This is a genomic window from Aerophototrophica crusticola (genome assembly GCF_012913305.1).
GTDB lineage: Bacteria > Pseudomonadota > Alphaproteobacteria > Azospirillales > Azospirillaceae > Niveispirillum > Niveispirillum crusticola.
In genome coordinates, this window is sequence record NZ_CP051775.1 from 781,703 (window position 1) to 805,004 (window position 23,302).

Genomic DNA, 23,302 nt, shown 5'->3' on the forward strand with positions numbered 1-23,302 from the left:
TTTCGAATTCGAAAGTGGCGTCAGCCGCCCTGCTTTCCCTTGCCGAACATGTTCTCCCGCTCCTCGTCGGTCAGGGCTTGGCCGGGCTTTCGGGCGTTGTCCTTCAGCAGCTCCAGGCCGCGCTGCACGGCAGGCCGTGCCTCGATCTCGTCGATCCAGCGCTTCACGTTGGGGTATTCGGCTGTGACGACGCCATAACGCTCATGCAGGCGCAGCCAGGGGAAGCTGGCCATGTCGGCGATGCCGTACTCCTCGCCGCCCAGGAACCGGGCCTCACCCAGGCGGGTGTTCGCCACCCGCATCAGCCGCTTGGCCTCCAGCCCGTAGCGGTCGATGCCGTACTGCACCTTTTCCGGCGCATAGAACATGAAGTGGCCGGCCTGCCCGAACATGGGCCCTACGCCACCCATCTGCCACATCAGCCATTGCAGGTGGGTGTACCAGGTGGCGGGGTCCTGCGGCCGGAACTTGCCGGATTTGTCCGCCAGATAGACCAGGATGGCACCGGATTCGAACAGGCTGATAGGCTTGCCGCCCGGCCCGTCCGGGTCGACGATGGCCGGCATGCGGTTGTTGGGGCTGATCTTCAGGAAGGCGGGGTCGAACTGCGCGCCCTTGCCGATGTCGATGGGGTGGACGGTGTAGTCCAGGCCCATCTCCTCCAGGGCGATGGAAATCTTGTGGCCGTTGGGCGTGGGCCAGACGTAGAGCTCGATGGCCATGGGGCGGGTCCTCTCGGGGAATCGGACGGGATGGCGGACGTTAACCACGCCAACAGCCCGGGGATGTGAGGGATCGCACAACCCGTTTCCCGGCAAAGCAAAGGGCGCCGCCCCGGCGGGGACGGCGCCCTGGCGCCAGTACTTCCCGGCCCGGCCGCGGCGGGCTGTCAGGCCTTGCCGGACACGTAGTCGCGCAGGCTCTCCACCTCCTGGGTGTATTCCTCCAGCCGGTGCTTGACCACGTCGCCGATGCTGATCACGCCCACCAGCCGGCCCTGCTCCAGCACGGGCAGGTGGCGGAAGCGGCCGGATGTCATCAGCCCCATGACCGATGCCACCGTGTCGGTGGGGGCGCAATGCACCACCTTCCTGGTCATCAGGGAGGACACCGGCATGTCCAGCACCGCCGCCCCATGGCTGGCCAGGCCGCGCACGATGTCGCGTTCGGAGATGATGCCCGCGATCTCCCCCTTGGCGTCCACCACCAGGACCGCGCCGATGCGGTTGACATGGAGGAGCTGGGCCACGGTCCCGATCGGTTCCTCCGGCCGGGTCGTGATGATGGTGGAGCCCTTGTTCTTCAGAACCGCCGCGACGTGCATCGTCCCCTCCTTGTTGCCAAGGCGGGGGCGGCCCGCAGCAAGGGGCCAACCCCGCTCCATCCCAGCAGAATGGATGTTGCGCCGCACGCGCAAGGGGCTTCGGTCTATCGGACGATTTTTCACCGTTCGGGGCACCCCCGACGGCCGGACCTGAAAAGCCCTTGATCAGCAAAGGAAAAGGCGGCCGGACAGGCCGGCCGCCTTGGCATGTCGTACCCCGGTGTCCCGGCTTCAGCGCGTCGCCGCGGCGGGCTGGGCCTGTTGCGGGATCAGGGCAAGGCAGTTCTCCACGATCCGGTAGCACTGGCCCAACCGGCCCGACGGGCCGTCACTGGCGCCGCCATAGATGAGCTGCTGCACCGTGCCGTTCTTCAGGGTGAAGGTGGCCTGGCAGTCGCGGGACTCGATCTCTGTCGTCTCCGGCCAGCCGAAGCCGCCATAGCCGCCGTACCAGGGATGGTAACCGAACCCGTGGCCATAGCCGAACCCGAAGCGCGGGCTGGGCGTGGTGGTCGAGGTGATCCGCTGGCTGTTGTAGGTATAGTATTCCAGGTTATCCATCGCCGCCTGCCTGTCCGGCACGCCGGCGCAGGACAGCAAGGTTTGCTTGGGCATGCCGACGAAGGCCTGCTGGGCGTACAAGGCCTGGTCGGCCTGCGGGTTGGCGCAGGCGGAAAGCCCCGCCACCGCCAGGCCCAACGCCGCGACCTTCAGGAAACCGGGCCGCCACGCCCGGGCGCGACGAGACATCATGGACCGTGCTCCTCTCGACAGGGCCGCCCGCAGGCCGGCCACATCCCCCACTCCCGTGACCATATGGGCACAACGGGGGGACGGGAACAGTGATCCTTAGCACCTGAACTGCGGCAGTTTTTGGGCAAGGCCCGGCGCCGCCGCGGGGGCGGGGCGGGGCAGGGCAGGCGGCGGTCCATGCCCTGGGCGCAATGCCTGCCCCCATCGGGCGGGATCAATTTCCCGCAATCACCCTATCGACAAGCCCGGCGGGCTTTGCTATACCGCGCGCCTCGCAACGATCCAGATCGCTGCGGGCACGCGAACGGCGCCATGTGCCGCGGGCGTGTTGTCCGGAGACGGGCGATGGGGCTGGGTGTATAGCTCAGTTGGTAGAGCAGCTGACTCTTAATCAGCGGGTCCAAGGTTCGAGTCCTTGTACACCCACCATCCCCATCCCGCCCCGGCCAAAGTGGGTGTATAGCTCAGTTGGTAGAGCAGCTGACTCTTAATCAGCGGGCCCAAGGTTCGAGTCCTTGTACACCCACCACTTCCCCTCAGACGATGACGCGATAGCAGGTAGACCGGTCTGTCAGGCTCCCGACCTGCAACCGCCGTGGCTTTGCTGAATATCCGGACAGTTCCGAAGTAAAGTCCCGGCAAATCCGCCCCAATGTCCGGGGGCCATTTGCGAGGGGGAGTAATCCCTCTGCCCGCCCCTGTCGGCCCCCCTGCCTTAACAGGTGCTTTACCATACCGGACCGAGATTCGCGGGGCATTCGTTGCCGATCCGTGCGGCGGTCGCCCGGCGGCAACATGCCTTGCTCTGTTGGGACCAGCATGCGTGGCCTAGCGTCGCTCCGGTCTTTCCTGGCGTCCATGGCAGGCGGCGTCCGCCTGCCGACGACGCGCATGCGCGGCCGCGCCAACCCGGCGCTGGCCCGCCGGGCGGCGCGGCTGAAGCTGCTGGCCGACATGGCCGGCGGCCTGCTGGTGGCCGACGAGCCCGATGACGTGCTGCGCCCCTTCGTCACCGCCGCCAAGGACCTGCTGGGGCTGGATATCTGCTTCAGCTACGTGGCCGACGACGCCACCCGCCGCCTGCGGCTGGGCTGGGTGCATGGCGTGTCCGACCGCCTGGCCCGCGAACTCAACGCCATCGACTATGGCAACCGCCTGTGCGGGGTGGTGGCGGAGACGCGGAAGCGCTTGGTCCTGGACCATGTGCAACTGACCACCGAGCCGCAGCTCAAGGCGGCCCGTGACGCCGGCCTGCGGGCCTATGCCGGCTTTCCCCTGATCGGGGCGGCGGCGAGCTTCTGGGCGTGCTGGGCTTCGGCAGCCGCCGGCGGGAGAGCTTCGACACCGAGGATCTGCACCTGCTGGAGACGGTGGCGGCCCATCTGGCCGTGGTGCGGGAAAGGCTGCGCGTCGCCGCCGACCTCCGCGCCAGTGAGGCCCGGTCCCGCGCCGTGTTCGAGCAGGCGGCGGTGGGGGTCGTGCTGGTCGGCCTGGATGGCCGCTGGGAACGGGTGAACGCCCGCCTCTGCGCCCTGCTGGGCTATTCGGAGGCGGAGTTGCTGTGCAAGGACTTGGCCTCCCTGACCCACCCGGACGACCGCGCGCCGGAACGGCGCATGGCCCGTGCCCTGCTGGCCGGCCGCATTCCGACCTATGGGGTGGAGAAGCGCTACCTGCGCAAGGACGGCTCTACCATCTGGGCCCATGTCACCGTCTCGCTGGAGCGGGACCGTGACGGGAAGCCCCTGCGCTACATCGCCGTGGTCCAGGACATCGGCATGCGCAAGGCCATGGAGACCTCCCTGCGGGAAAGCGAGCTGCGCTTCCGCACCATGGCCAACGCCATCCCCCAGCTCGCCTGGATGGCCCGGCCCGAGGGGCACATCTTCTGGTACAACCAGCGTTGGTACGACTTCACCGGCACCACCCCGGAACAGATGGAAGGCTGGGGCTGGACCGCCGTCCACCACCCGGACCACGTGGCCGGCGTGGTGGAGCGCCTGAAGCAGGCCTGGGCCAAGGGCGAGCCGTGGGAAGAGACCTTCGTCATGCGTTCCGCCAGCGGGGAATGGCGCTGGTTCCTGACCCGCGCCCGGCCCCTGTATGACGCGAATGGCAAGGTCGCTCTCTGGTTCGGCACCAACACCGACGTGACGGAGCAGCGCGACTCCGCGGCCGCCCTGGAGGAAAGCCGGGAACGGCTGCGCCTTGCCCTGGCCGCCGCGAAGGCCGGCACCTGGCACCTGGACCTGGCCAGCGGCACCACCGTCTGGTCGGCGGAGACCTTCGCCCTCTATGGCCTGGACCCGGACCAGCCCAGCCCCAACATGATCCAGTGGCTGGCCCTGATCCATCCGGACGACGAGCCGGTCATGCGTGCCACCATGCGGGAAAACCTGGCCGCGCGGCGGGAGGACTTCGCCACGGAGTTCCGCATCACCCACCCGGACCTGGGCATCCGCTGGATGTCCAGCGTCGGCCGGGTCACCTATGGGCCGGATGGCCACCCCCTGCAGATTTCCGGCCTGAACCTGGACATCACCGACCGCAAGCGCATGGAGCGCGACCTGCAGGACGCCAAGGAAGAGGCGGAGCGGGCCAACCTCTCTAAGACCAAGTTCCTGGCCGCGGCCAGCCATGATCTGCGCCAGCCCGTCCAGTCCCTGTTCCTCTTCGCCGGCGCCCTGGCGGAAAAGTTGCATGGCCGGCCGGAGGGGGTGCTGGTGGAGCACCTGCAGAAATCGGCGGAGGCCCTGAAGCGGCTGCTGGACGGGCTGCTGGATATCTCCCGCCTCGATTCAGGCGTCATCACGCCGAAGGTGGGCCGCTTCGCCCTGGACCCGCTGCTGCGCCAACTGGCCGCCGAATATTGCCCGCGGGCGGCCCAGAAAGGGCTGCGGCTGCATGTGGTCCCCACCAGGGCCTGGGTGCGCAGCGACCCGTCGCTGCTGGAACGCATGCTGCGCAACCTGATCGAGAATGCCATCCGCTACACCGACCGGGGCGGCATCCTGGTGGGCTGCCGCCACCGGGCGGGCCGCGTCCAGGTGCAAGTGGTGGACACGGGCATCGGCATCCCGCTGAACCGGCAACGGGAAATCTTCGAAGAGTTCGTGCAAGTCTCCAACAGCGAGCGGGACCGTGACCAGGGGCTGGGTTTGGGGTTGGCGATCGTACGGCGATTGTCCGTTTTGCTCGCCCATCCGTTGATCCTTCGGTCACGGCCCGGCCGTGGCAGCCTGTTCAGCCTGGAGGTCCCCACCGTGCCTGCCGAGATCCGCATCCAGCCCCGCCCCACCACCGACGGCAATACCTGCCGCGGCACGGTGATGGTGGTGGATGACGAGGCCATCATCCTGATGGGCCTGGCCACCATGCTGGAAAGCTGGGGTTACCAAGTGCTCGCTGCCAACAGCGAGCGCCAAGCCATCGACCGGCTGGCCCAGTCGGACAAGCCACCGGACCTGATCCTGGCCGATTACCGCCTGCGCGACGGCAAGACCGGCCCGGACGTGATCCGGTCCCTGTTCCTGCTGATGGGGCGGGAGGTGCCGGCCCTGATCCTGACCGGCGACACCGACCCCGCCCGGATCGCGGAGACGGAGCGCAGCGGCTTCGGCATCCTGCACAAGCCCATCCTGGCCCGGGAACTGCGCCGCGCCATCGAGGCGGCGGTGGCGGACCGGCGTGTCAGCGCCGCGTGAAGGGGCCGTCAGGCCTCCAGATAATCCCGCATATAGACTTCCAGCCGGTCGGCGATGCGGCGCAGATGCGCCGCCTCCTCCGGCTGGTCGGGCGCCACACGCTCCGCCTCCGACCGCATCTCGGCGGACTTGGCCAGCAGGTCCCGGCGGAGGTCTTCCAGGTCCTCGATGCTCACGGCTTCGCCCCCTGCCCATAAGTGGTAGCTTTTCCGACGGTATGATTAGGGAGCGCCAGGTGAACGGTTGGTTAAGATCTCGCATACACCGGAATGCGGATCATGCCGGTAACCTCCCGGCAACCCTTGGCCGCTAGCCTCAGCCCGCGATATGGCGGGAGAGGCCCATGTTCCTGTTGGAAGAGACAAACCTGGCGGCGGCGCGGGGCGACCTGCTTGCCTGGGCGGGCGGCGGCGTGGTGTGGGGCATGGTGACGGACATGGTCATGGGCCAGCCCCTGGGCCTGCTGCTGGGTGCCACCCTGGCCCTGCTGCTGCGGCGGATGCTGCGGGTGATCGTGGAGTTCTGAGGCTGGCTTTCGAATTCGAAAATTCGTCCTCTGCCCGCGAGGCAGCATTCGGCGTGGGTCATTGGAACGCAGAGGACGCAGAGGGTCGCAGAGGACACCGAGGGTCGGTGCCGCGACGACGTTCCCCCCTGCCTCACCCGCGTGACCGACGGCGATGGTCGCGAAGGGCATTCCCCTGGCCAGTAATGCCTTCTCAGCGTCCTTTGCGGCCCTCTGTGTCCTCTGCGTCCCCCACCACCTTTCCCGTCGCGCAACGCGGCAGGAGCAGGCTCACCCCGCCTTGCGCAGCCGGTCCACTGCCTTCACCGTCGCGGCGGCGAGGGCGGATTTCAGCACGGTGGCGGCCAGGAACGGGGCCACGCCGGCCGTCAGCGCCACCTCCCAGCCTTTCAGCGTCGCCAGCCAGGCGGCGCCGCCTGCCAGGATCACCCCATGGCCCAGCAGGAAGCCGGCCAGCAGGGTCGGCCAGCGCCGGTTCCAGCCCCGCTCGGCCAGGAACCCGGCCAGGGCAGCCGCGGCGGGAAAGGCCAGCAGGTAACCCGCCGTCGGGCCCATGAAGTATTGCGGCCCTCCCGCCCCACCCGCCAGCATCGGCATGCCCACGAAGCCTTGGGCCAGGTACAGGGCCAGGGTGGCCGCGCCCAACCGCCAACCGCCCAACGCCCCCACCACCAGCACGGCGAATGTCTGCATGGTCATGGGCACCGGGTACATGGGCACCTGCACCCAGGCCGACGCGGCGATCGCCCAGCTCCCCAGCAGGGCGACCAGGGCCTTGGCCGCGAAGGGGCTGTCCTCCAGGCTCAGCGGCAGGGGCGTACGGGGCATGGGCGGCGTGGCCTTACCGGGGCGGAGAAGGGGACCCCAGCATAGGCCCGCGCCGGCCCCCGCCGCAACGCCACCGGCTCAGAACAGCAGGTCGGCAGGGATGTGCAGGTAGACGGTGCCGATCTCCGCCCCCGGGTTGTCGTCGGTGATCCCGGCGTTGGAGATATGGCCATAGGCGGCGCTGATCCGCATGCCGTTGTCGAAGCGGTAGCCGACCTCGATGGTGGAGCGGAACTCCACCCATGACCCCAGGTCCTTGCCGGCCCCGCGGTAGAAGGCACCGGCGCCGAAGCTGGGGGTGATGACCAGCGGGCCGATCGGGATGTCCAACAGCAGCCCGCCCAGGGCGTACTTCATGCCGTCGGTGGTCAGCTCCACCCCGACCCAGGGGCGCAGGGCGATGCCGGACCCGAAATCGATCAGGTCCGTGTCGTCGCCGAACCGGTATTCCAGCCGGAAGTCGGTGGCGCTGTTCTTGGGGTCGTTGTCCGACGTGTCGAACTTGCCGGCACCGAAGGAGACGAGGGCGGGCTGTGCCGCCTGTGCCTCGGCCGCCGCCAGGGTTCCGGTCGTCAGGCAGGCGGCGAGGAGCATCACGCGGGCGGCAGGCTTCACCGGCAGGTCCTTAACGTCGTCAGGAACTCACCTGCTTTACGCATGAACCCACATGCGCCGCAATGTCATTGTACGGGGTCGCCCGACCGGGCGGGGAAAACCCCACGGTCCGGCTAGGGAACGCCCCGAACGGCGGGCCGAATGGGCCTGCCGCCGGGGCTCCCGGACAGGTGTATGTCAGCCGAAGAAGCCGAATCGCTGGGTCAGCGCGTTCCCCGTGCGCCGGACCAGCTCATAGAGCGAGGCGATGGGCCGGAAGATGCGCAGGTTCTCCTGGCTGTAATCCTGGCTCTCGTCGCTGACATAGGTGGCGGGCTCGCCGAAATCCTCCTCCGGTCCCGACTCGCCCCGCATGGGGAAAATGTTGGCCAGGGTGTCCAGGGCCCAGGGTACGTCCAGGTGCAGCAGCCGGGTCACCAGCCGCTTGCGGGTGATGCCGTGCTGGCTGCTGAACTGGGGCACGTGGGTGGCGTGGCGGTAGATCTCATGCGTCAGGGCCAGCCGCACCGCGTGCAGCACCTGGATGCCTGTCTTCAGCTCCGGGTCCGCCGGGGGCAGGGCGTTGGCCTTGCCCAGCTGTTGCACCAGCAGGCCATAGTCGCGGTACAGCTTGCGGAACACCCGGATCAGGCGGGAATGGGTCGGGCTTTCCTCCAGCAATGCCGCCACGGCGCGCAGCTCGTCCGCCTCCACCGGGTCGGTGGTGCGGGCCGCCCGGGCCAGCCAGTGGCCGGGGTCCAGCGTGTCCACATAGGCCTTCAGCGCCTCCGGGCAGGCGATGGACACGGCGTACTGCACCATGCCCAGCAGCTCCCGGAAGCGGGGGGAGGCGGCATAGAGGCTGCGGAACCGGTCGGGGTCGCGGTCGATGGCTTCCCCCACCCCGGACAGGCTGTTCGCGGCCAGGCCCAACTGCTGCAGGATGGCGTTGTGGGGGATGGCCCGGAACTGGGCGGCCATGGTCTCCGCCGACTCGTCCGGCGCGCCGTCATGCTGCCGCTTGATGGCCCGGCTGCCCGACGGGTACAGCAGGTTGGTGCCGAAGGCCGCCAGCAGGGCGCCATAGTTGGGGTCCTGCACCAGCCCCACCTGGAAGGCCTTCACCGTGGTGAAGAACTCCCGGATGTAATCGCCTTCGGCATAGAAGCGGTCATGCTCCGGGTCGGGCTGGCCGGTACCCTTGGCCAGCAGGGCCGGGGCCTGGACGTAGGTGCCCAGCATGTACTCCATGATCCGGGTCACGGACGCCAGGGCCGATGCCGGGGTCATGAAGTACAGGAACCCGTCGCCGCCCTGGAAGCTCACCTCCTGCTTCAGCTCGATGCCGTGCTTGGCGGCGAAGGCCAGCGTCGCGGGCGGGCTGACATAGGCCAGCCGGTCGCGGAACCCGCCGGGATGGCCGCCGCGGCCGATGCTTTCGCCATGGGTGTCGAAGATGACCAGCTGCACGCCGCTCAAGCCGTGGCGGGTGAACAGGCGCAGGATGCGCAGGCGCAGCCGCTCGATGCTGGCGCCCGCCGGGGTCTGGCCCAGGTAGCGGCCGGCGTCGGAATAGCCGGTCTGGATGCACAGCCGGCCGCGGGCGCGGACATAGTCGCGGTAATGGGGGTTGTCCAGCAGCTGCTCGATGATGCGGCTGCCCACCTCCAGGGCGCGTTCCGTCTCGAACAGGGGGCTGATGTCCAGCCGGTCCTCCACCCCGAACAGCTTGGCGTAATAAAGCGCCGTCAGCACGGTGAAGGCGCTTTCCGTCTCCGCGATCAGGAAGCGGACGGGGGCCGTGCGGTCGGCGTAGCGCAGCATGGTGGCGACCAGCATGAACAGCCGCTTGGCGCTGGTCCGTTCAGCCACGATGCTGCCGAAGTTGATGCTCACCGGCTCCACCCGGTCCAGCAGCTCCGTCAGGGTGGTCAGGTAGGACTGGCGGTAGCGCGGGTCGTCCGGCGATGTCTCCAACCCCACCTGCTTGCGGATGGCGTTGTGCACCTGGGTGGCGTTGATCCGCACATGGGTGTGGGCCATGCCCAGCCCCAGGGTCGCCAGCTCCGCCCGCAGAACGGCCAGCCGTTCCACCACGGCCAGGGCCTTGTCGCCCTCCAGCCCGGCGGCCAGCCGCACGGCCCGGTCCAGGAACTCGATGGCCTCCGCCGCGTCCACCAGGCGCAGGGGCAGCCCCTCCGCCATGCGCTTGGCGGTGGTGCGGAGCTGCTTCATGTCGGCGGCCTGACCGCCGCCGAACACCGTCACCTCATCCGTCACCTGGTTCAGGGCCAGGGCAAGGCGGGACTCGATCAGCGCCAGCGTGTGGCGCAAATCCTCCAGGTCCGGCGCCGCGGTGCGGACAGCCTTGATCTCCGCCAGGTAGAAGCGGAGCTGCCGCTGCTGCACCAGCAGGCGCTTGGCCAGCGTGTCGCTCCAGCGGATGTCGCTGCGGCCGTCCAGGTCATAGCCCACCCAGCTCGCCACGGTCAGCAGGCGGGGGCGCAGGCTCGTCCACTGCTCCGGGTAGCGGCGGCGGGCCACCCGCAGCACGGCCCGGTACAGGGTGCGCAGGGCCGCCTGGATGTTGGAGATCGCGTCCAGCGACAGCCCATGCTCCCGCTCCAGCGTCATCTCCTCCGGCACGTGCGGGGCGGTGGCCAGGCGGCGGACGAAGGCCTCCCGTGCCGTGGGGCCCAGGGGCTTGCCCTTGTCGTCCCGGCCGGTGGCGAGGCAGGCAAGGGCCTGCATCTGGGGGGCGGCCAGGTTGAAGGTGGGGTGGGCGGTGATGACGATGCCGAAGATTTCCCGCTCCGCCTGGGCCCGGAACGACTCGAAGGGCACCGGCGTGCCGTCCGGCCCCACGGCCAGGGTCTCCACCAGGGCCTCAAGCTTGGCCTCGTTGGCTTCCGGTGCCGCCTCCCCGAGGTAACGGCCTAACCGGGCGGCGCGGGCCAGGGTGCCCTCCACGCTCAGGAACTGGACCAGCTGCTCCAGCGCGCCGGGCTCCAGGCTGCCGGCCCGCAGGCGGCGGGACAGCTCAAGCGCCAGCAGCAGGACCGGGTTGGCCAAGGGGTCATGGGCCGTCTCGGACCCGAAACGGTCCAGCATCCCGGCCAGCTCTGCCGCCAGGCCCTGGACATCCAGGGATTTGGGCGGCGTGAACTGGGTTGTGGTGGTTGTCAGCAACGGGCCCTTGCCGGCGACGGTGGCCAGCAGGTCGCGGTCGGGGGACGGGACGGCGGCGACGGCGGACGGCTTGTCCAGCGGCATGGGGGTAATTCCGTTACAGACGAAACGTTCGTGCTGCGACGCAGCATCGCAGGGTGGGGCTCTGGGTTAACCCTTGTCAATTCGTTTAGGGGCATGTGGATGATCGTTTCTTGCATGGCGGGGACGTTCTGCGAAATGTCATGGAACCTGTGTAGGGTGGCTGCCCATGGACGACATCTCGCCCCTGGAACGGATGCCCAGGGCCCGCATACGGGCCACCACCATGTCCGCCCCTGACGGGGAGGCGGGGCAGGCCCCCGTCTTCGCTCTGTTGGCCGATCCCGCCACCCATGGCGGGCAGCCGGTGGACCGGTTCGATACCCATGGCGCCAGCGTTTTCCTGGCCGGTGACAGGGGCTACAAGCTGAAGCGGGCCGTCAGGTTCCCCTTCCTGGATTTCTCCACGCTGGAAAAGCGCCGGACCGCCTGCCGGGCGGAGGTGGCGCTGAACCGCCGCACCGCCCCCGACCTCTATCTGGGCGTCGGCGCCGTCATGGCCGATCCGGGCGGCGCCCTGCGGTTGGTGGAGGTCGCGCCGGAGGACGGCGCGGGTGTGGTCGACTATGTCGTCGTCATGCGCCGCTTCGACCAGCACGACCTGCTGGACCGCATGGCCGACGCGGGCACCCTGACCGAAGAGCTGGCCCGCACCTGCGCGGAGGTGGTGGCCGGCTTCCATGAGGCGGCGGAGCCCCGGCCCGCCGGGGGTGGGGCGGATGAGGTGAAGCGCCTTGCCGACGGCGTGGTGATGGAGCTGCGCCGCTATCCCGAGCTGTTCGCCGCCGCCATGGTGGACCGGGTGGCGCGGCGGCTGGACCGGGCCCTGGCGGCCGGGCACGACCTGCTGGACCGGCGGCGGGACGCCGGCTATGTCCGCCACTGCCATGGCGACCTGCATCTCCGCAACATCGTGATGCAGGATGGCCGCCCCGTCCCCTTTGACTGCATCGAATTCGATGAGCGGCTGGCCGTCTCCGACGTGCTGTACGACCTCGCCTTCCTGCTGATGGACCTGGAGCACCGGAAGCTCCGTCCCCAGGCCAACGCCCTGTTCAACCGCTACCTGGAACTGACCGGCGACCTGTCCGGCCTGTCGCTGCTGCCCCTGTTCATGGCGATCCGGGCGGGCATCCGCGCCCACCTGTCCGCCGCCGCCTGCCGCACCCAGCAGGATGCGGCCAAGGCATCGGGCCTGGGCAAGGAAGCCACCACCTACCTGGACCTCGCCGCCGCGCTGCTTTCCCCGCCGCCGGCACGGCTGGTGGCTATCGGCGGCCTGTCCGGCACGGGCAAGACCACGCTCGCCCGCCACCTGGCCCCGACCCTGGGGCCCGCCCCCGGCGCCGTCATCCTGCGCAGCGACGTTCTGCGCAAGCACTTGGCCGGCGTGGGGGAGGAGGACCACCTTCCCCCCACCGCCTATGCCCCCGCGGTGACCGAGCGGGTCTATGGCGAACTGGCCGGCCGTGCCGGGTTGGCGCTGGAGGGCCGCCACGCCGTGGTCTGCGACGCCGTCTATGCACGGCCGGAGGAGCGGGCGGCCATCGAGTCCGCCGCCCGCACCGCCGGGGTGGCCTTCACCGGCCTTTGGCTGGTGGCGGACCAAGCCACCCAGATCCGGCGGGTCACTGACCGCCAGCACGATGCCTCCGACGCCGATGCCGCCGTCGTCCGCCGCCAGGCCGCCTACGACCTGGGGGAGATGCGGTGGGAGGTCATCGCCGCCAACGGCCCGGCGGGGGAGGTGGCGGCCGTGGCCGCCCGACTGGTTTCCACATCAAGCTGATACCCCGGTGGGGTAGCCTGCCCCTCTTGACGCACGTCAATGCCGGGAAGCGCCTCCTGTCATACCGTTCACCCAATGAACGGCTGACCCGGGAGGGGAAAATGGCATTCCGCAAGATCCTGTGCGTGTTGGGCGGCAGCCCCGGCGACACCGCCGCCCTGGCCACCGCCTTCGCCCTCGCCCGCCAGCGCGATGGCCACGTGGCCGTGCTGGTCCCGCAGCCCGACCCCCGCAACGCCATCCCCATGGTGGGGGAGGGGGTGTCCGGCATGATGGTCAGCGACATCATGAAGGTGATGGAGCAGGAGAACAGCCAGCGCCTGACCCAGGCGCGCGCCCTGTTCGACGCGGCGGTGGCCCAGGCCGGGGCCGTGGTCGCGGAGCATCCGTCCGGGCCCGGCGGCATCACCGCCAGCTTCCATGAGGCGGACGGCATCCCGGAAGACGCGGTCGTCACCGCGGCCCGCGTCTCCGACGTCACGATCTTCCCCAGCGTTTCCGGCGACCGTGACACGGCCATCGTCCTGGCGCTGGAGGCCTGCCTGATGGGCTCCGCCCGGCCCCTGGTGGTGGCGCCCCCGTCCGGTCCGGAGGTGGTGGCGCGGCGCGTGGCCGTGGCCTGGAACGGCAGCGCGGAGGCCACCCGCGCCGTGGCGCTGGCGCTTCCGGTGCTCTGCGCCGCGGACCAGGTGGTGGTGCTGACGGCAGAGACGGGCAAGACCGCCGGTTCCGCCGCCCGCGACCTGCTGGACTACCTGGCCTGGAACGGCGTGCGCGCCCAGGCCCAGACGGTGGAGGTGCGGGGTGAGGCGGTGGGGGCCGCCCTGCTGCGCACCGCCCTGGGCGCCGGGGCGGACCTGCTGGTCATGGGTGGCTACGGCCATTCCCGCCTGCGGGAACTGATCCTGGGCGGCGTCACCCGCCACGTGCTGGGCCATGCCCAGATCCCCGTGCTGATGGCGCACTGAGCCGCCGGGGGCGACCACTTCGTGCCTGCCCAGTGACGGCGGGGGTCCACAGTTCTTGACCTGGCCCCCGCCGTCACCGGGGTTGAAATCCGTGGACACCCGTCTTCGCGGGTGGGGCATCCCATTCGGCCGGGAGCCCTTGACGGAACCGCGGCCACGCAAAACCGGTTGCCAACAAGAAGAATGATGGAGGAATCCTTGGGCTTGCAGAAGATCCGCCTGGAACTGGCCCGCATGCAGGGTTTCCCGCTGGGCGCGTCCGACCGCGGGTATGAGTTCATGGCCCCGCTGGACGCGGAGGGCCACCTGGACAAGGAAGGCTGGCAGCAGGGTCGCGACCGCTGCACCGTCCGCCGCTTCTGGGCCGCCGAGCCGGAGGAGCACGGCCATCTGGTCCACCGCGGCAGCGGCTGGTACTTCCACTATGAAGGCATGGACGCCGAGGACGACGAGCCCATCTTCAAATTCGACCGCCACCGCTTCGTGGAGGGCGAGTACGTCTCCGTCACCGAACATGACGGGGAGCAGCGGCCCTTCAAGGTGGTCAGCGTGCGGCCGGTTTGAGGCATCCATAGGTCGTACCCCCCGGCCTTCGCCGTGACACGTCCATGTCTGGGCACATCGGCCTATCCCAGGCCCAACCGCCTCCCCTGCGAAAGTAGGGGCCCACGGTTTTTGTCCCATCGTCCAACGTCTCTCCGGTTGAAGAACTGTGGGCCCCTGCTTTCGCAGGGGAAGCAAGTGAGTCGGGAGTTGTTGCGGACTGAGGGCTTGGGATTTCGCCCGGATGGCGGCGATCAGGAAGGAAGGCGCGCCCCCCGGCTACAACCCCGGGCACTCCGCCGCCAGGCGGTCCGCCTCCGCCACGTCCTCGGGCGTGTTGGCGTTGAAGAAGGGGTCTACCGGCTCGTCCCGGAAGTCCGCATAGGCCAGGGGGTAGCGCGCCGTCCAGGCGTCGATCTTGCGCAGGCCCTCGCCGACCATGGCGTGGCGCAGCTCATGTCGCAGGGCCACGGGCCACAGCCCGACCACCGGGTGGGCCTGCCAACCGTCTTCCGTGCTGCCGTCGCCGGGGTCCGCCACCGGGCCGGACCGGGCGCAGGCCAGTTGCGCCCCGGCCCCGTCCCGCGCGCCCACCATGTGGTCGCGCAGATCCTTCGGGATGAAGGGACAGTCGGTGGGGATGCTCAGCAGGTCGGTGATGTCCGGCGCGTTGTCCGCTAGCCAGTCCAGCCCCGCCAGGACGCCCGCCAAGGGCCCGGCATACCCCTCGATGCCGTCCGGCACCACGGGCATGCCTTTCAGGTAGGGCAGTTCCGCGAACCGGGCCGGGTCGCCGTTGGCGTTCAGCAGCAGAAGCTCCACCTGCGGCCGCACCCGCTCCACCACCCTTTGCAGGATGGGCTTGCCGCCCACCCGTTGCAGGCCCTTGTCGCCGCCGCCCATGCGCCGGGCAAGGCCGCCCGCCAGCAGCACGCCGGCCACCCGCGTCCCGTCAGTCCTCATCCCGCGCCCCCTTGCGGCGGTGCCTGGCCGCCTCTTCCTCGGAATAGGTCGGGTCCGCGTCGAAGACGATGCGGTGTTCCCCCGACAGGGCCACGAAGCGCTTGCCCCGGGCCCGGCCCACCAGCGTCAACCCCGCCTGCCGCGCCAACTGCACGCCCCAGGCGGTGAAGCCGCTGCGGCTGACCAGGATTGGGATGCCCATCTGCACGGTCTTGATCACCATCTCCGACGTCAGCCGGCCTGTCGTGTAGAAGATCTTGTCGTCCGGCGGGACCCGGTTCTGGAACATCCAGCCGGCGATCTTGTCCACGGCGTTGTGCCGGCCGACATCCTCCATATAGACCAGTGGCCGGTCCCCTTGCGCCAGCAGGCAACCATGGATGGCGCCCGCGGCCAGGTACAGGCTGGGCGCGGTGTTCACCTTGTGCAGCAGGGCGTAAAGCCAGGAGGTCCGCAGCACCGCGTCCTCCGCCAGCGCCACCTGCTCGAACCGCTCCATCAGGTCGCCGAAGGCGGTGCCCTGGGCACAGCCCGAGGTGAGGGTCTTCTTCTTCAGCTTCTCCTCGAAGTCGGTCCGCCGATCGGTGCGGACCACCACCACGTCCAGCTCCTCGTCGAACTGGATGGCCGTTACATTGTCGTCGGCCCGCAGCATGTTCTGGTTCAGCAGGTAGCCCAGCGCCAGGTATTCCGGGTGGTCGCCGATCGTCATCATGGTGACGATCTCCTGCCCGTTCAGGTACAGGGTCAACGGCCGCTCCACCGTCACGGCCGTGTCCACGGCCGCCCCGGTCTGGTCGACACCCCGCACCACCTCGGTCAGGCGCGGGTCCTCCGGGTTGGGCCGGATGATGAACTCCGACAGGAAATCACTGCTGACGGCCACGTCACCCCCTCCGGCACGGTCGCGCTGACGGCGCAGGACACTATGATAGGCTGACGGATGCAACAGGCGAGGGGCAGGGAAGGTTGGCGCGCCTCACGCCCCGTTCCACCAGACCATCCCGTGCCCGGACAGGTCATAGCCTGACAAATCCGCCGCCTTGGCCTGTGCGACCCCTGACCGGGCGAAGCGCAGCAGGGTCTGGAACGGGGGCTCGAACCAGTCGCGGCGGGGCAGCAGCAGGTCGAAGCGTTCCCAGCGCAGGGGCAGGAAGTCCAGGTGCAGGCGCCTTGCAACGGCCCGGGTTGCCAAGCCCGCGTCCGCCCTTCCGTCCAGCACGGCCAAGCCCAGCTCGAACCCGGTCGCATGCGGCGGGTCCACCAGGGTCAGGTCGGTGACGGAGCGCCCCTCCAGGGCTAGCAGGCTCTGCAACAGCACGGCGGCCCCGGCGGTGGCCGGGCGTTGGGCGACGCGGGCGCGCTTCGCCACCAGATCGGCCACCCCGGCGATGCCCAGCGGGTTGCCCGGCGGCAGGACCAGGCCCTGTTCCCGCCGGGCCCATTCCACCAGGACCAGCCCGTCCGTGCCGTCGCGGCCGGCGACGTAGGGCTGGTTGTAGTCGCCGCTGGCGGGGTCCAGCAGGTGCAGGCCGGCGGCCAAAGCCTCCCCCTTCAACACCGCGTCTAGCCCGACCAAGCTGCCGCCGCCCCGGGTGGCGAGGCCGCAGCCGGACTCGGCGATGCACCAGTCCAGCCAGGGGTCGCGGCTGCCCGCCACGATCCCGGGCCGGGCCGACATCGCGGCGGGGGCGGGCGACTCCGCGGGCCGGCCGGCGGCGATCCATTGCTCCACCCGGGCGCGGGGGAACAGCCACTTGCCCGTGACCTTCAGGCAGGGGATGCGCCCTTCCTTCACCAGGTCATAGACCTTGCGTTCCTTGAGGCGCAGCAGGTCCGCGACCTCCCGCACCGTCAGGTAATCGGACGTCTCCGCCATGCTGCTCCCGTCATGACCCCGCGGCGGCGTTGGGGAAGAAAAGCTGCTCGCCGCCGATCTTGTAAGCGGCGATGGTGGCCTGTCCGTCCTTGGAGATCAACCAGTCCACGAAGGCCTGCGCCTGCTTGGCCTTCACGTGGGGGTGTCTGCCCGGGTTCACGGCGATGACGCCGTACTGGTTGAACAGCTTCTTGTCCCCCTCCACGGCGACCACAAGGTCCTGGCGGTTGCTGAAGCCCAGCCAGGTGCCGCGGTCGGCCAGGGTATAGGCATTCATGCCCGCGGCGGTGTTCAAGGTCTGGCCCATGCCGGCGCCCAGCTCCCGGTACCAGTCGCCCTTGGGCGCGATGCCCGCTTCCTTCCAGAACCGCTTCTCCGCCCGGTCGGTGCCGCTGTCGTCCCCGCGGGACGCGAAGGGCGCCTTGGCGGCCTCCACCGCTTTCAGGGCGGCGACGATGTCCTTGGTCCCCTTCACCTTAGCCGGGTCGGACTTCGGACCCACCAGGATGAAGTCGTTGTACATCACGTCGAACCGCCTCACCCCGAAGCCGTCGGCGACGAACTGCTCTTCAGCCTTCTTGTCATGGACCAGCACCACGTCCGCGTTGCCGTCCTTGGCGGTCTGGATGGCCTGGCCGGTACCCTGGGCTACCACCCGCACCTCGATCCCCGTCTTCTTGGTGAAATCGGGCAGCAGGTGCTTGAACAGGCCGGATGCCTCCGTGCTCGTCGTGCTGGCGACGGTGATGAAGGGCTTGTCCTGCGCCAGGGCGGGGGCGGCCAGGCCGGCGGCAACGGCAAGGCCCAACAGGACGCGGCGGGTCAGGGACAAGGGCGCTTCCTCCTCGTTTGTCGTCAGTCCAGCAGCTCGCCGCGCAGGTACGCGGCGGCCTCTCGCGTGTGGGGATCAGTGAAGAACGCGGCGGCGGGCCGGTCTTCCAGCAGCCGGCCGCGGTGCAGGAACAGCACCCGGTCCGCCAGCCGGCGGGCCTGGGCCAGGTCGTGGGTGGTCATCAGCACGGCTGTCCCCTCTGCCCGGAACAGGTCCAGCGCCAGCTCGATGGCGCGGGTGGAGGCCGGGTCCAGGTGGGACGTGGGCTCGTCCAGGAACAGCAGTTGCGGCTGCACCGCCCAGGCCCGGGCGATGGCCAGCCGCTGCTGCTCCCCGCCCGACAGCACCCGGGCGGGCCGGTGGGCCAGGGGGGCAAGCTGGAACCGCTCCAGCGCCATGTCCGCCCGCTCCCCCGCCGCCTGGGCATGCAGCCCGGCCAGGGACAGGGCGTGCAGCAGGTTCTCCCGCGCCGACCGGCGCAGCAAGACCGGCTTCTGGAAGACCATGGCATGCCGCCCCGGCCCCGGCGGGCAGGGCTGTCCCGCCGCCCAGCGCACGGTTCCTTCCGTCGGCGATAGCAGCCCGTGGCACAGGCGCAAGGTCACGCTCTTGCCCGCCCCATTGGGTCCCAGCAGCAGGGTGCGCCCCGTGCCCGCCACGCTGAAGCTCATGTCCCGCACAAGCCAGTCGCCGCCCACGCGGAATCCCACGCGGTCCAGGGCCAGTGGCAGCAGGGACGGGGTGGCGCGCATGGTCACGCCGCGGCCGCGCGCCGGGCGGCGGCGGACAGGGCAAAGGCCGCCCCGTTGATGGCCAGCGCCAAGCCCAGCAGGATGATGCCCAACCCAAGCGCCAGGGCCAAATTGCCCTTGGCCGTCTCCAGCGCGATGCTGGTGGTCATGGTCCTCGTATGGCCGGCGATGTTGCCGCCCACGATGAGCACGGCCCCCACCTCGGCACTGGCCCGCCCGAACCCGGCCAGCACCCCGGTGGCGAGGGAATAGCGCGCGTCCCACAGCAACGTCGGCACGGCCCGCACCCGGCCGGAGCCCAAGGACCGCAACTGCTCCCCATACTCGGCCCAGAGGTCTTCCACCACCTGCCGGGTCACGGCGGTGACGATGGGCAGCACCAGTACCGTCTGCGCCACCACCATGGCCGTGGGCGTGAACAGCAGGCCCAGGTCTCCCAGAGGCCCGCTGCGCGACAGCAGCAGATAGACCAGCAGCCCCGCCACCACAGGCGGCAGCCCCATCAGGGCGTTGACCAGCACGATCACCGCCCCTCGCCCCGGGAAACGGCTGATCCCCAGCAGGGCGCCCAGGGGCAGCCCCACGGCGCAGGCCAGCGCCAGGGCCATCAGCGTCACGCGCAGGGACAGGCCGACGATGGACAGCAACTCGCCGTCCCCCGCCAGGATCAACCCCACCGCCGCCCCCAACGCCTCCATCCCGCCTCTCCGGTAAAGGATGCAGGATTTTGCAGTTCCGCTGGAGAGGATGCAAGTTGTCTCAACCCTGGAACACCGTCGCCCTTCGGCCTAGGCTGCCGCCGACCATGCCCACCGACCCTCCCGCCCCACACCGGATCTACCCCGCCGGCCATCCCGCCGCGGTGCTGGCCTGTGCCCTGGCCCCCGGGGCCCTGGCCGGCTGGACCCGCCCCCTGGCGGCAGAGCAGGCGGTCCTGCTGCCCGCCGTTGTCCGCGACCTGCCCACCGTCCCCCGCCTCCGGCGCGGGGTGGGGCAAGGGGCCATCCGTGCCGTCGGGGCCACCCTGGTGCTGGATGTGGGCAGCCCCGACCCGGCCGAATCGGACCGGCTCCGCGCCCTGGCCGCCGCAGCCGGGGCCGGGTTCCTAACCCTGGACGGCCGCCTCGCCGCCCTGCCGGACAGCGTCCGCGCCCTGGGACGGGCGTTGGGCGTGGCGGATCGTGCCGAAAGCCTGGCGGAAGCCGCGGCTGCCCTGCTCGCCGCCACCGCCGGTGCCCTCAACGGCTGCCGCATCCATTACGGCTGCGGCCCCGACGGGCTGGAGACCCCGGCGGAGGGCGCCCTGGCGCGGGAGCTGTTCGCCCATTTGGGCGCCGCCCTGCCGCCCGCCGCGGGGCCGGGCCTGCTGGTGCCTTTGGGTCCCGCGGACCTCGCGGCCTTCGCCCCGGACTGGATCGTCACCCTGGACCCCGCCGCCCCTGCCGCACTCCGGGCCAACCCGGCCCTTGCCGACTTGCCGGCCCTCCGCCAGGACCATGTCGCCGCCGCCCCGGCATTGCCGTTCCCCTGGCTGGACCGGCCCCCCGGCATCAACCGCCTCGCCGGCCTCGCCTGGCTGCACCACCTCATCGCCGGCGACCCCGCCACCGCCCGGCATGAGGGGGAGGGATGGGTGCGACGCCTGTTCGGGGTGGATTAGGGCGTGTTTACGCTTACTGTAAACACGTCCCAGCGGCTTGGCTTGCGCGAGCCCGTGCCCGCCCAAGCCAAGCCGCTGCTGTGGCGGAGCTTGCCCCGGCCCCCCAAGAGGGGAGCACCTGAGGAAAGCGCCAAAGGCACTTTCGAATTCGAAAGTTTTCCCCCCTGGACAGGCAGTTGTCTGTTCACGTATTGTTCCGACATAACCAGATCGAATTTGGGGGAACGGAACCATGATCGGCTATGTCACGCTTGGCACCAACGACCTGGAGCGCGGTGCGCCCTTCTATGACGCCATCGCCAAGGAATTGGGCACCGGCCGGATGATGGAATGGCCCGGCGGCATCGCCTGGGGTGAGGCAGGCGGCGCTGCCGGCGTCTGCCTGATGAAGCCCTATGATGGCAAGCCCGCTACCATCGGCAACGGCGTCATGGTGGCGTTCGAGGCCAACAGCACGGAGCAGGTGGACCGGCTGTACGACATCGCCCTGTCCCACGGCGGCACCTGCGAGGGCAAGCCCGGCTACCGCGGCGAACAGGGCGGCTTCTACGCCGCCTATTTCCGCGACCCCGACGGCAACAAGCTGAACGCCTTCGTGATGAAGAAGGCGGGGTGAGTTCCCTCTCCCGGGGGAGAGGGTGCCGAGCGAAGCGAGGCGGGTGAGGGAGGTGGGTTCGTCGGAACCTCCCCCTCCCCAGGGAGAAGGAACCGGGCCCCCGTGTCGTCCCCGGCACAGCCCTCGCCGAAAGGGGAAGGTTGCGCATCCATGCTTTTAAAACACTTGACCGGAACTCACGGGCCAATCACCTATTTGCCCGCCTTTCCACCCGGGTTTACAGGAAGAGATGGCGAAGGAAGATCTGATCGAGTTTTCCGGCACGGTGACCGAACTGCTGCCCAACGCGATGTTCCGTGTGAAGCTCGATAACAACCATGAAGTGCTGGCCCATACCTCGGGCAAGATGCGTAAGAACCGCATCCGCGTGCTGGCTGGTGACCGCGTCAACGTCGAGATGACGCCGTACGACCTGACCAAGGGCCGCATCACCTTCCGCTTCAAGTAAGCGGGCCGCTGCCCATGAAAGCCGGCACGATTCCAGGGCTGAACCACCCGGGCCGCCCGCGATTCGTGCTGGCCAGCAGTTCGCCGCGCCGCCGCGACCTGTTGGCCCAGATCGGGCTGGTGCCCGACGCCATCGACCCCGCCGACATTGATGAGACCCCGCTGAAGGGGGAGCTTCCCGGCCCCTATGCCGGCCGCGTGGCCGCGGAAAAGGCCGCCAAGGTCGCCCCGCGCCACCCGGGCTCCGTCATCCTGGCCGCCGACACGGTGGTGGGCGTGGGCCGCCGCATCCTGCCCAAGACGGAGGAGCCGGCGGAGGCACAGGCCTGCCTGGAACTGATGTCCGGCCGCCGGCACAAGGTGTTCGGCGGCGTCTGCCTGATCGGCGCCGACGGCCGCACCTGGACCCGAACCGTCACGACAGTCGTCGCCTTCCGCACCCTGGGGGCGGAGGAGATCGAGGCCTATGTCCGCTCCGGCGAATGGAAGGGCAAGGCCGGCGGCTACGCCATCCAGGGTCTCGCCAGCCTGTTCGTGCGTGAGGTGATCGGCAGCTATCCCAACATCGTCGGCCTGCCCTTGGCGGAGGTGGGCGGACTTCTCCGCGCCGCGGGCATCGACCCGCTGGGCCTGAAGGCCGACTCATGAGCCGCACCCTGCTGCTGGACCGGCGCGGCCCCTTCCGCCGCGCCGCCTTGCTGGAGCGGGGGACCCTGACCGACCTGACCATCGACCGGGAAGACCGGCCCTCCCTGCTGGGCGCGGTGCTGCTGGGCAAGGTGACCCGCCTCGCCGCCGGGCTGGACGCCGCCTTCGTGGAGATCGGGGAGCGGCAGCAGGCCCTGCTGAATGCCAGCGACGTGCGTCCCGGGAAACGTGACGCCCGCATCGGCCAACTCCTCCGCACCGGCCAGACCGTCATCGTCCAGGTCAAGGCCGACGCCCACGGGGCCAAGGGCGCCACCGTCACCATGGATGTAAGCCTGCCCGGCCGCTTCGTCGTCCACGCGCCGCTGGGGCAGGGGCTCCACGTCTCCCGCCGCCTGGGCAAGGGGCCGGAGGTGGGGCGGCTGAAGCAGCTCCTGGCCGACGCGCTGCCCCGCCAGGGCGGCTGGATCCTGCGCGCCGACGCCCTGGGCGCCAACCCCGGCCTGGTGTTGCAGGAGGCGGAGGCGCACCTCGCCGACTGGCACGCCGTCCAGGCGCTGGCACAGGGCAGCCCGCCCCGCCCCTTGCGGCCTGCGCCCACCGCCGCGGAACGGGCGCTGGTGGAATGGACCGGCGCCGGGGTGGACTCGATCCGGGTTGATGGCGCCGACCTGTTGGCAGAGGTGCGCGCCTGGTGCCGTACCCGCGCCCCGGACCTGGAACCCCTGCTCACCCCCCACAAGGGGTCCGGCGCCCTGTTCGAGGAAGGGGACGTGGACGGGGCCATCCACCAACTGCTGGGCACACGGGTGCCGCTGCCCCAAGGCGGCTCCCTGGTGATCGAGCGGACGGAGGCGCTGACCGTGGTGGACGTGAACGGGGGGGAGCGGGGCAACGCCCTTGCCACCAACCTGGACGCCTGCCGGGAGATTGCCCGCCAGCTCCGCCTGCGCAATTTGGGCGGCATCGTGGTGGTGGACTTCGTCAGCCTGTCCCGCGCCGGGGACCGGGAAGCCGTGCTCCAGGCGCTCAGCACGGCGGTTTCCGACGACCCCGCGGGTACCCATGTCTATGGCATGTCGAAGCTGGGGCTGGTGGAGCTGACCCGTGCCCGCCGCGGCCCGCCCCTGTCCGCCCTGTTGGACGGCGCGCCGGGCGGCCCGGGCGCCGCCGAGCCGGACCCGGCCTGACACCCGTCCTTCCCGC

The 23,302-nt window shown here is 70.0% G+C and carries 24 protein-coding genes and 2 tRNA genes; 13 read left to right on the forward strand and 13 right to left on the reverse strand.

Features of this window, described 5'->3' with window-relative positions:
- Positions 1-20: 20 nt before the first annotated feature.
- The 3 genes from HHL28_RS03745 to HHL28_RS03755 all read right to left on the reverse strand — a co-directional run bounded on the left by HHL28_RS03745 (position 21) and on the right by HHL28_RS03755 (position 2,077).
- Positions 21-722 (reverse strand): glutathione S-transferase N-terminal domain-containing protein, encoded by a 702-nt coding sequence (locus HHL28_RS03745; protein ID WP_075770711.1) that lies wholly within the window; start codon positions 720-722, stop codon positions 21-23.
- Between the two features lie 167 nt (positions 723-889).
- Positions 890-1,324 carry a CBS domain-containing protein gene (locus HHL28_RS03750; protein WP_075770710.1) on the reverse strand — a complete coding sequence of 145 codons (435 nt, stop codon included), beginning with the start codon at positions 1,322-1,324 and terminating at the stop codon, positions 890-892.
- A 231-nt stretch (positions 1,325-1,555) separates the two neighbouring features.
- Positions 1,556-2,077, reverse strand: coding sequence for a hypothetical protein (locus HHL28_RS03755; RefSeq protein ID WP_075770709.1), 522 nt, complete (start codon positions 2,075-2,077; stop codon positions 1,556-1,558).
- Positions 2,078-2,430: 353 nt separating this feature from the next.
- On the opposite strand from HHL28_RS03755, the gene HHL28_RS03760 reads away from it, so the two are divergent.
- The 4 genes from HHL28_RS03760 (at position 2,431) to HHL28_RS03770 (ending at position 5,781) form a co-directional block, all read left to right on the forward strand.
- A tRNA-Lys gene (locus tag HHL28_RS03760) sits at positions 2,431-2,506 on the forward strand.
- A gap of 24 nt (positions 2,507-2,530) precedes the next feature.
- Positions 2,531-2,606 (forward strand) — tRNA-Lys (locus HHL28_RS03765).
- 329 nt (positions 2,607-2,935) lie between these two features.
- Positions 2,936-3,592 (forward strand): GAF domain-containing protein, encoded by a 657-nt coding sequence (locus HHL28_RS18250; protein WP_404326424.1) that lies wholly within the window; start codon positions 2,936-2,938, stop codon positions 3,590-3,592.
- Positions 3,556-5,781, forward strand: coding sequence for a PAS domain-containing protein (locus HHL28_RS03770; RefSeq protein ID WP_404326860.1), 2,226 nt, complete (start codon positions 3,556-3,558; stop codon positions 5,779-5,781). Before HHL28_RS18250 ends, HHL28_RS03770 begins: the two co-directional genes overlap by 37 nt.
- A gap of 8 nt (positions 5,782-5,789) precedes the next feature.
- On the opposite strand, the gene HHL28_RS03775 is transcribed toward HHL28_RS03770, so the two are convergent.
- Positions 5,790-5,957, reverse strand: coding sequence for a hypothetical protein (locus tag HHL28_RS03775; protein ID WP_169654710.1), 168 nt, complete (start codon positions 5,955-5,957; stop codon positions 5,790-5,792).
- Positions 5,958-6,124: 167 nt separating this feature from the next.
- Between HHL28_RS03775 and HHL28_RS03780 the strand changes: the two genes are divergently transcribed.
- Complete coding sequence (locus HHL28_RS03780; protein WP_075770707.1) at positions 6,125-6,307, forward strand: hypothetical protein; 183 nt, start codon at positions 6,125-6,127, stop codon at positions 6,305-6,307.
- Positions 6,308-6,577: 270 nt separating this feature from the next.
- Here HHL28_RS03780 and HHL28_RS03785 read toward each other — a convergent pair whose 3' ends face one another.
- From HHL28_RS03785 to HHL28_RS03795, 3 genes are all read right to left on the reverse strand, one after another.
- On the reverse strand, positions 6,578-7,135 hold the full coding sequence (locus tag HHL28_RS03785; protein ID WP_075770706.1) for a biotin transporter BioY: 558 nt from the start codon (positions 7,133-7,135) through the stop codon (positions 6,578-6,580).
- Between the two features lie 78 nt (positions 7,136-7,213).
- Positions 7,214-7,750, reverse strand: coding sequence for an acyloxyacyl hydrolase (locus HHL28_RS03790; protein WP_083699027.1), 537 nt, complete (start codon positions 7,748-7,750; stop codon positions 7,214-7,216).
- A gap of 177 nt (positions 7,751-7,927) precedes the next feature.
- Entirely contained in the window at positions 7,928-11,002 is a 3,075-nt protein-coding gene (locus HHL28_RS03795; RefSeq protein WP_083699026.1) for a phosphoenolpyruvate carboxylase, read from the reverse strand.
- A gap of 166 nt (positions 11,003-11,168) precedes the next feature.
- Here HHL28_RS03795 and HHL28_RS03800 point away from each other — a divergent pair, with 166 nt between their 5' ends.
- The 3 genes from HHL28_RS03800 to HHL28_RS03810 all read left to right on the forward strand — a co-directional run bounded on the left by HHL28_RS03800 (position 11,169) and on the right by HHL28_RS03810 (position 14,320).
- On the forward strand, positions 11,169-12,788 hold the full coding sequence (locus tag HHL28_RS03800) for a bifunctional aminoglycoside phosphotransferase/ATP-binding protein (RefSeq protein WP_404326427.1): 1,620 nt from the start codon (positions 11,169-11,171) through the stop codon (positions 12,786-12,788).
- A 101-nt stretch (positions 12,789-12,889) separates the two neighbouring features.
- Positions 12,890-13,756, forward strand: a complete 867-nt coding sequence (locus HHL28_RS03805; protein ID WP_075770705.1) for a universal stress protein — start codon at positions 12,890-12,892, stop codon at positions 13,754-13,756.
- Positions 13,757-13,960: 204 nt separating this feature from the next.
- A complete protein-coding gene (locus tag HHL28_RS03810) occupies positions 13,961-14,320 on the forward strand; it encodes a hypothetical protein (protein WP_404326428.1) in 360 nt (119 codons plus the stop codon).
- A 258-nt stretch (positions 14,321-14,578) separates the two neighbouring features.
- On the opposite strand, the gene mobA is transcribed toward HHL28_RS03810, so the two are convergent.
- From mobA to HHL28_RS03840, 6 genes are all read right to left on the reverse strand, one after another.
- Entirely contained in the window at positions 14,579-15,262 is a 684-nt protein-coding gene (gene mobA / locus HHL28_RS03815; RefSeq protein WP_075770703.1) for a molybdenum cofactor guanylyltransferase MobA, read from the reverse strand.
- On the reverse strand, positions 15,252-16,148 hold the full coding sequence (gene fdhD, locus HHL28_RS03820; protein ID WP_404326430.1) for a formate dehydrogenase accessory sulfurtransferase FdhD: 897 nt from the start codon (positions 16,146-16,148) through the stop codon (positions 15,252-15,254). Before fdhD ends, mobA begins: the two co-directional genes overlap by 11 nt.
- A gap of 93 nt (positions 16,149-16,241) precedes the next feature.
- Positions 16,242-17,141 carry a helix-turn-helix transcriptional regulator gene (locus tag HHL28_RS03825; RefSeq protein ID WP_075770702.1) on the reverse strand — a complete coding sequence of 300 codons (900 nt, stop codon included), beginning with the start codon at positions 17,139-17,141 and terminating at the stop codon, positions 16,242-16,244.
- A gap of 10 nt (positions 17,142-17,151) precedes the next feature.
- Entirely contained in the window at positions 17,152-17,973 is an 822-nt protein-coding gene (locus tag HHL28_RS03830) for a substrate-binding domain-containing protein (RefSeq protein WP_083699025.1), read from the reverse strand.
- 23 nt (positions 17,974-17,996) lie between these two features.
- Positions 17,997-18,725, reverse strand: coding sequence for an ATP-binding cassette domain-containing protein (locus HHL28_RS03835; RefSeq protein WP_075770701.1), 729 nt, complete (start codon positions 18,723-18,725; stop codon positions 17,997-17,999).
- A 2-nt stretch (positions 18,726-18,727) separates the two neighbouring features.
- Entirely contained in the window at positions 18,728-19,423 is a 696-nt protein-coding gene (locus tag HHL28_RS03840; protein ID WP_075770700.1) for an ABC transporter permease, read from the reverse strand.
- A 107-nt stretch (positions 19,424-19,530) separates the two neighbouring features.
- On the opposite strand from HHL28_RS03840, the gene HHL28_RS03845 reads away from it, so the two are divergent.
- From HHL28_RS03845 to HHL28_RS03865, 5 genes are all read left to right on the forward strand, one after another.
- Positions 19,531-20,385 (forward strand): TroA family protein, encoded by an 855-nt coding sequence (locus HHL28_RS03845; RefSeq protein ID WP_075770699.1) that lies wholly within the window; start codon positions 19,531-19,533, stop codon positions 20,383-20,385.
- A gap of 232 nt (positions 20,386-20,617) precedes the next feature.
- A complete protein-coding gene (locus tag HHL28_RS03850) occupies positions 20,618-21,001 on the forward strand; it encodes a VOC family protein (protein WP_075770698.1) in 384 nt (127 codons plus the stop codon).
- A gap of 229 nt (positions 21,002-21,230) precedes the next feature.
- A complete protein-coding gene (gene infA / locus HHL28_RS03855; protein WP_012566833.1) occupies positions 21,231-21,449 on the forward strand; it encodes a translation initiation factor IF-1 in 219 nt (72 codons plus the stop codon).
- Between the two features lie 14 nt (positions 21,450-21,463).
- Positions 21,464-22,096, forward strand: a complete 633-nt coding sequence (locus HHL28_RS03860; protein ID WP_075770697.1) for a Maf family protein — start codon at positions 21,464-21,466, stop codon at positions 22,094-22,096.
- A complete protein-coding gene (locus HHL28_RS03865; protein ID WP_075770696.1) occupies positions 22,093-23,286 on the forward strand; it encodes a ribonuclease E/G in 1,194 nt (397 codons plus the stop codon). Before HHL28_RS03860 ends, HHL28_RS03865 begins: the two co-directional genes overlap by 4 nt.
- Positions 23,287-23,302 lie beyond the last annotated feature (16 nt).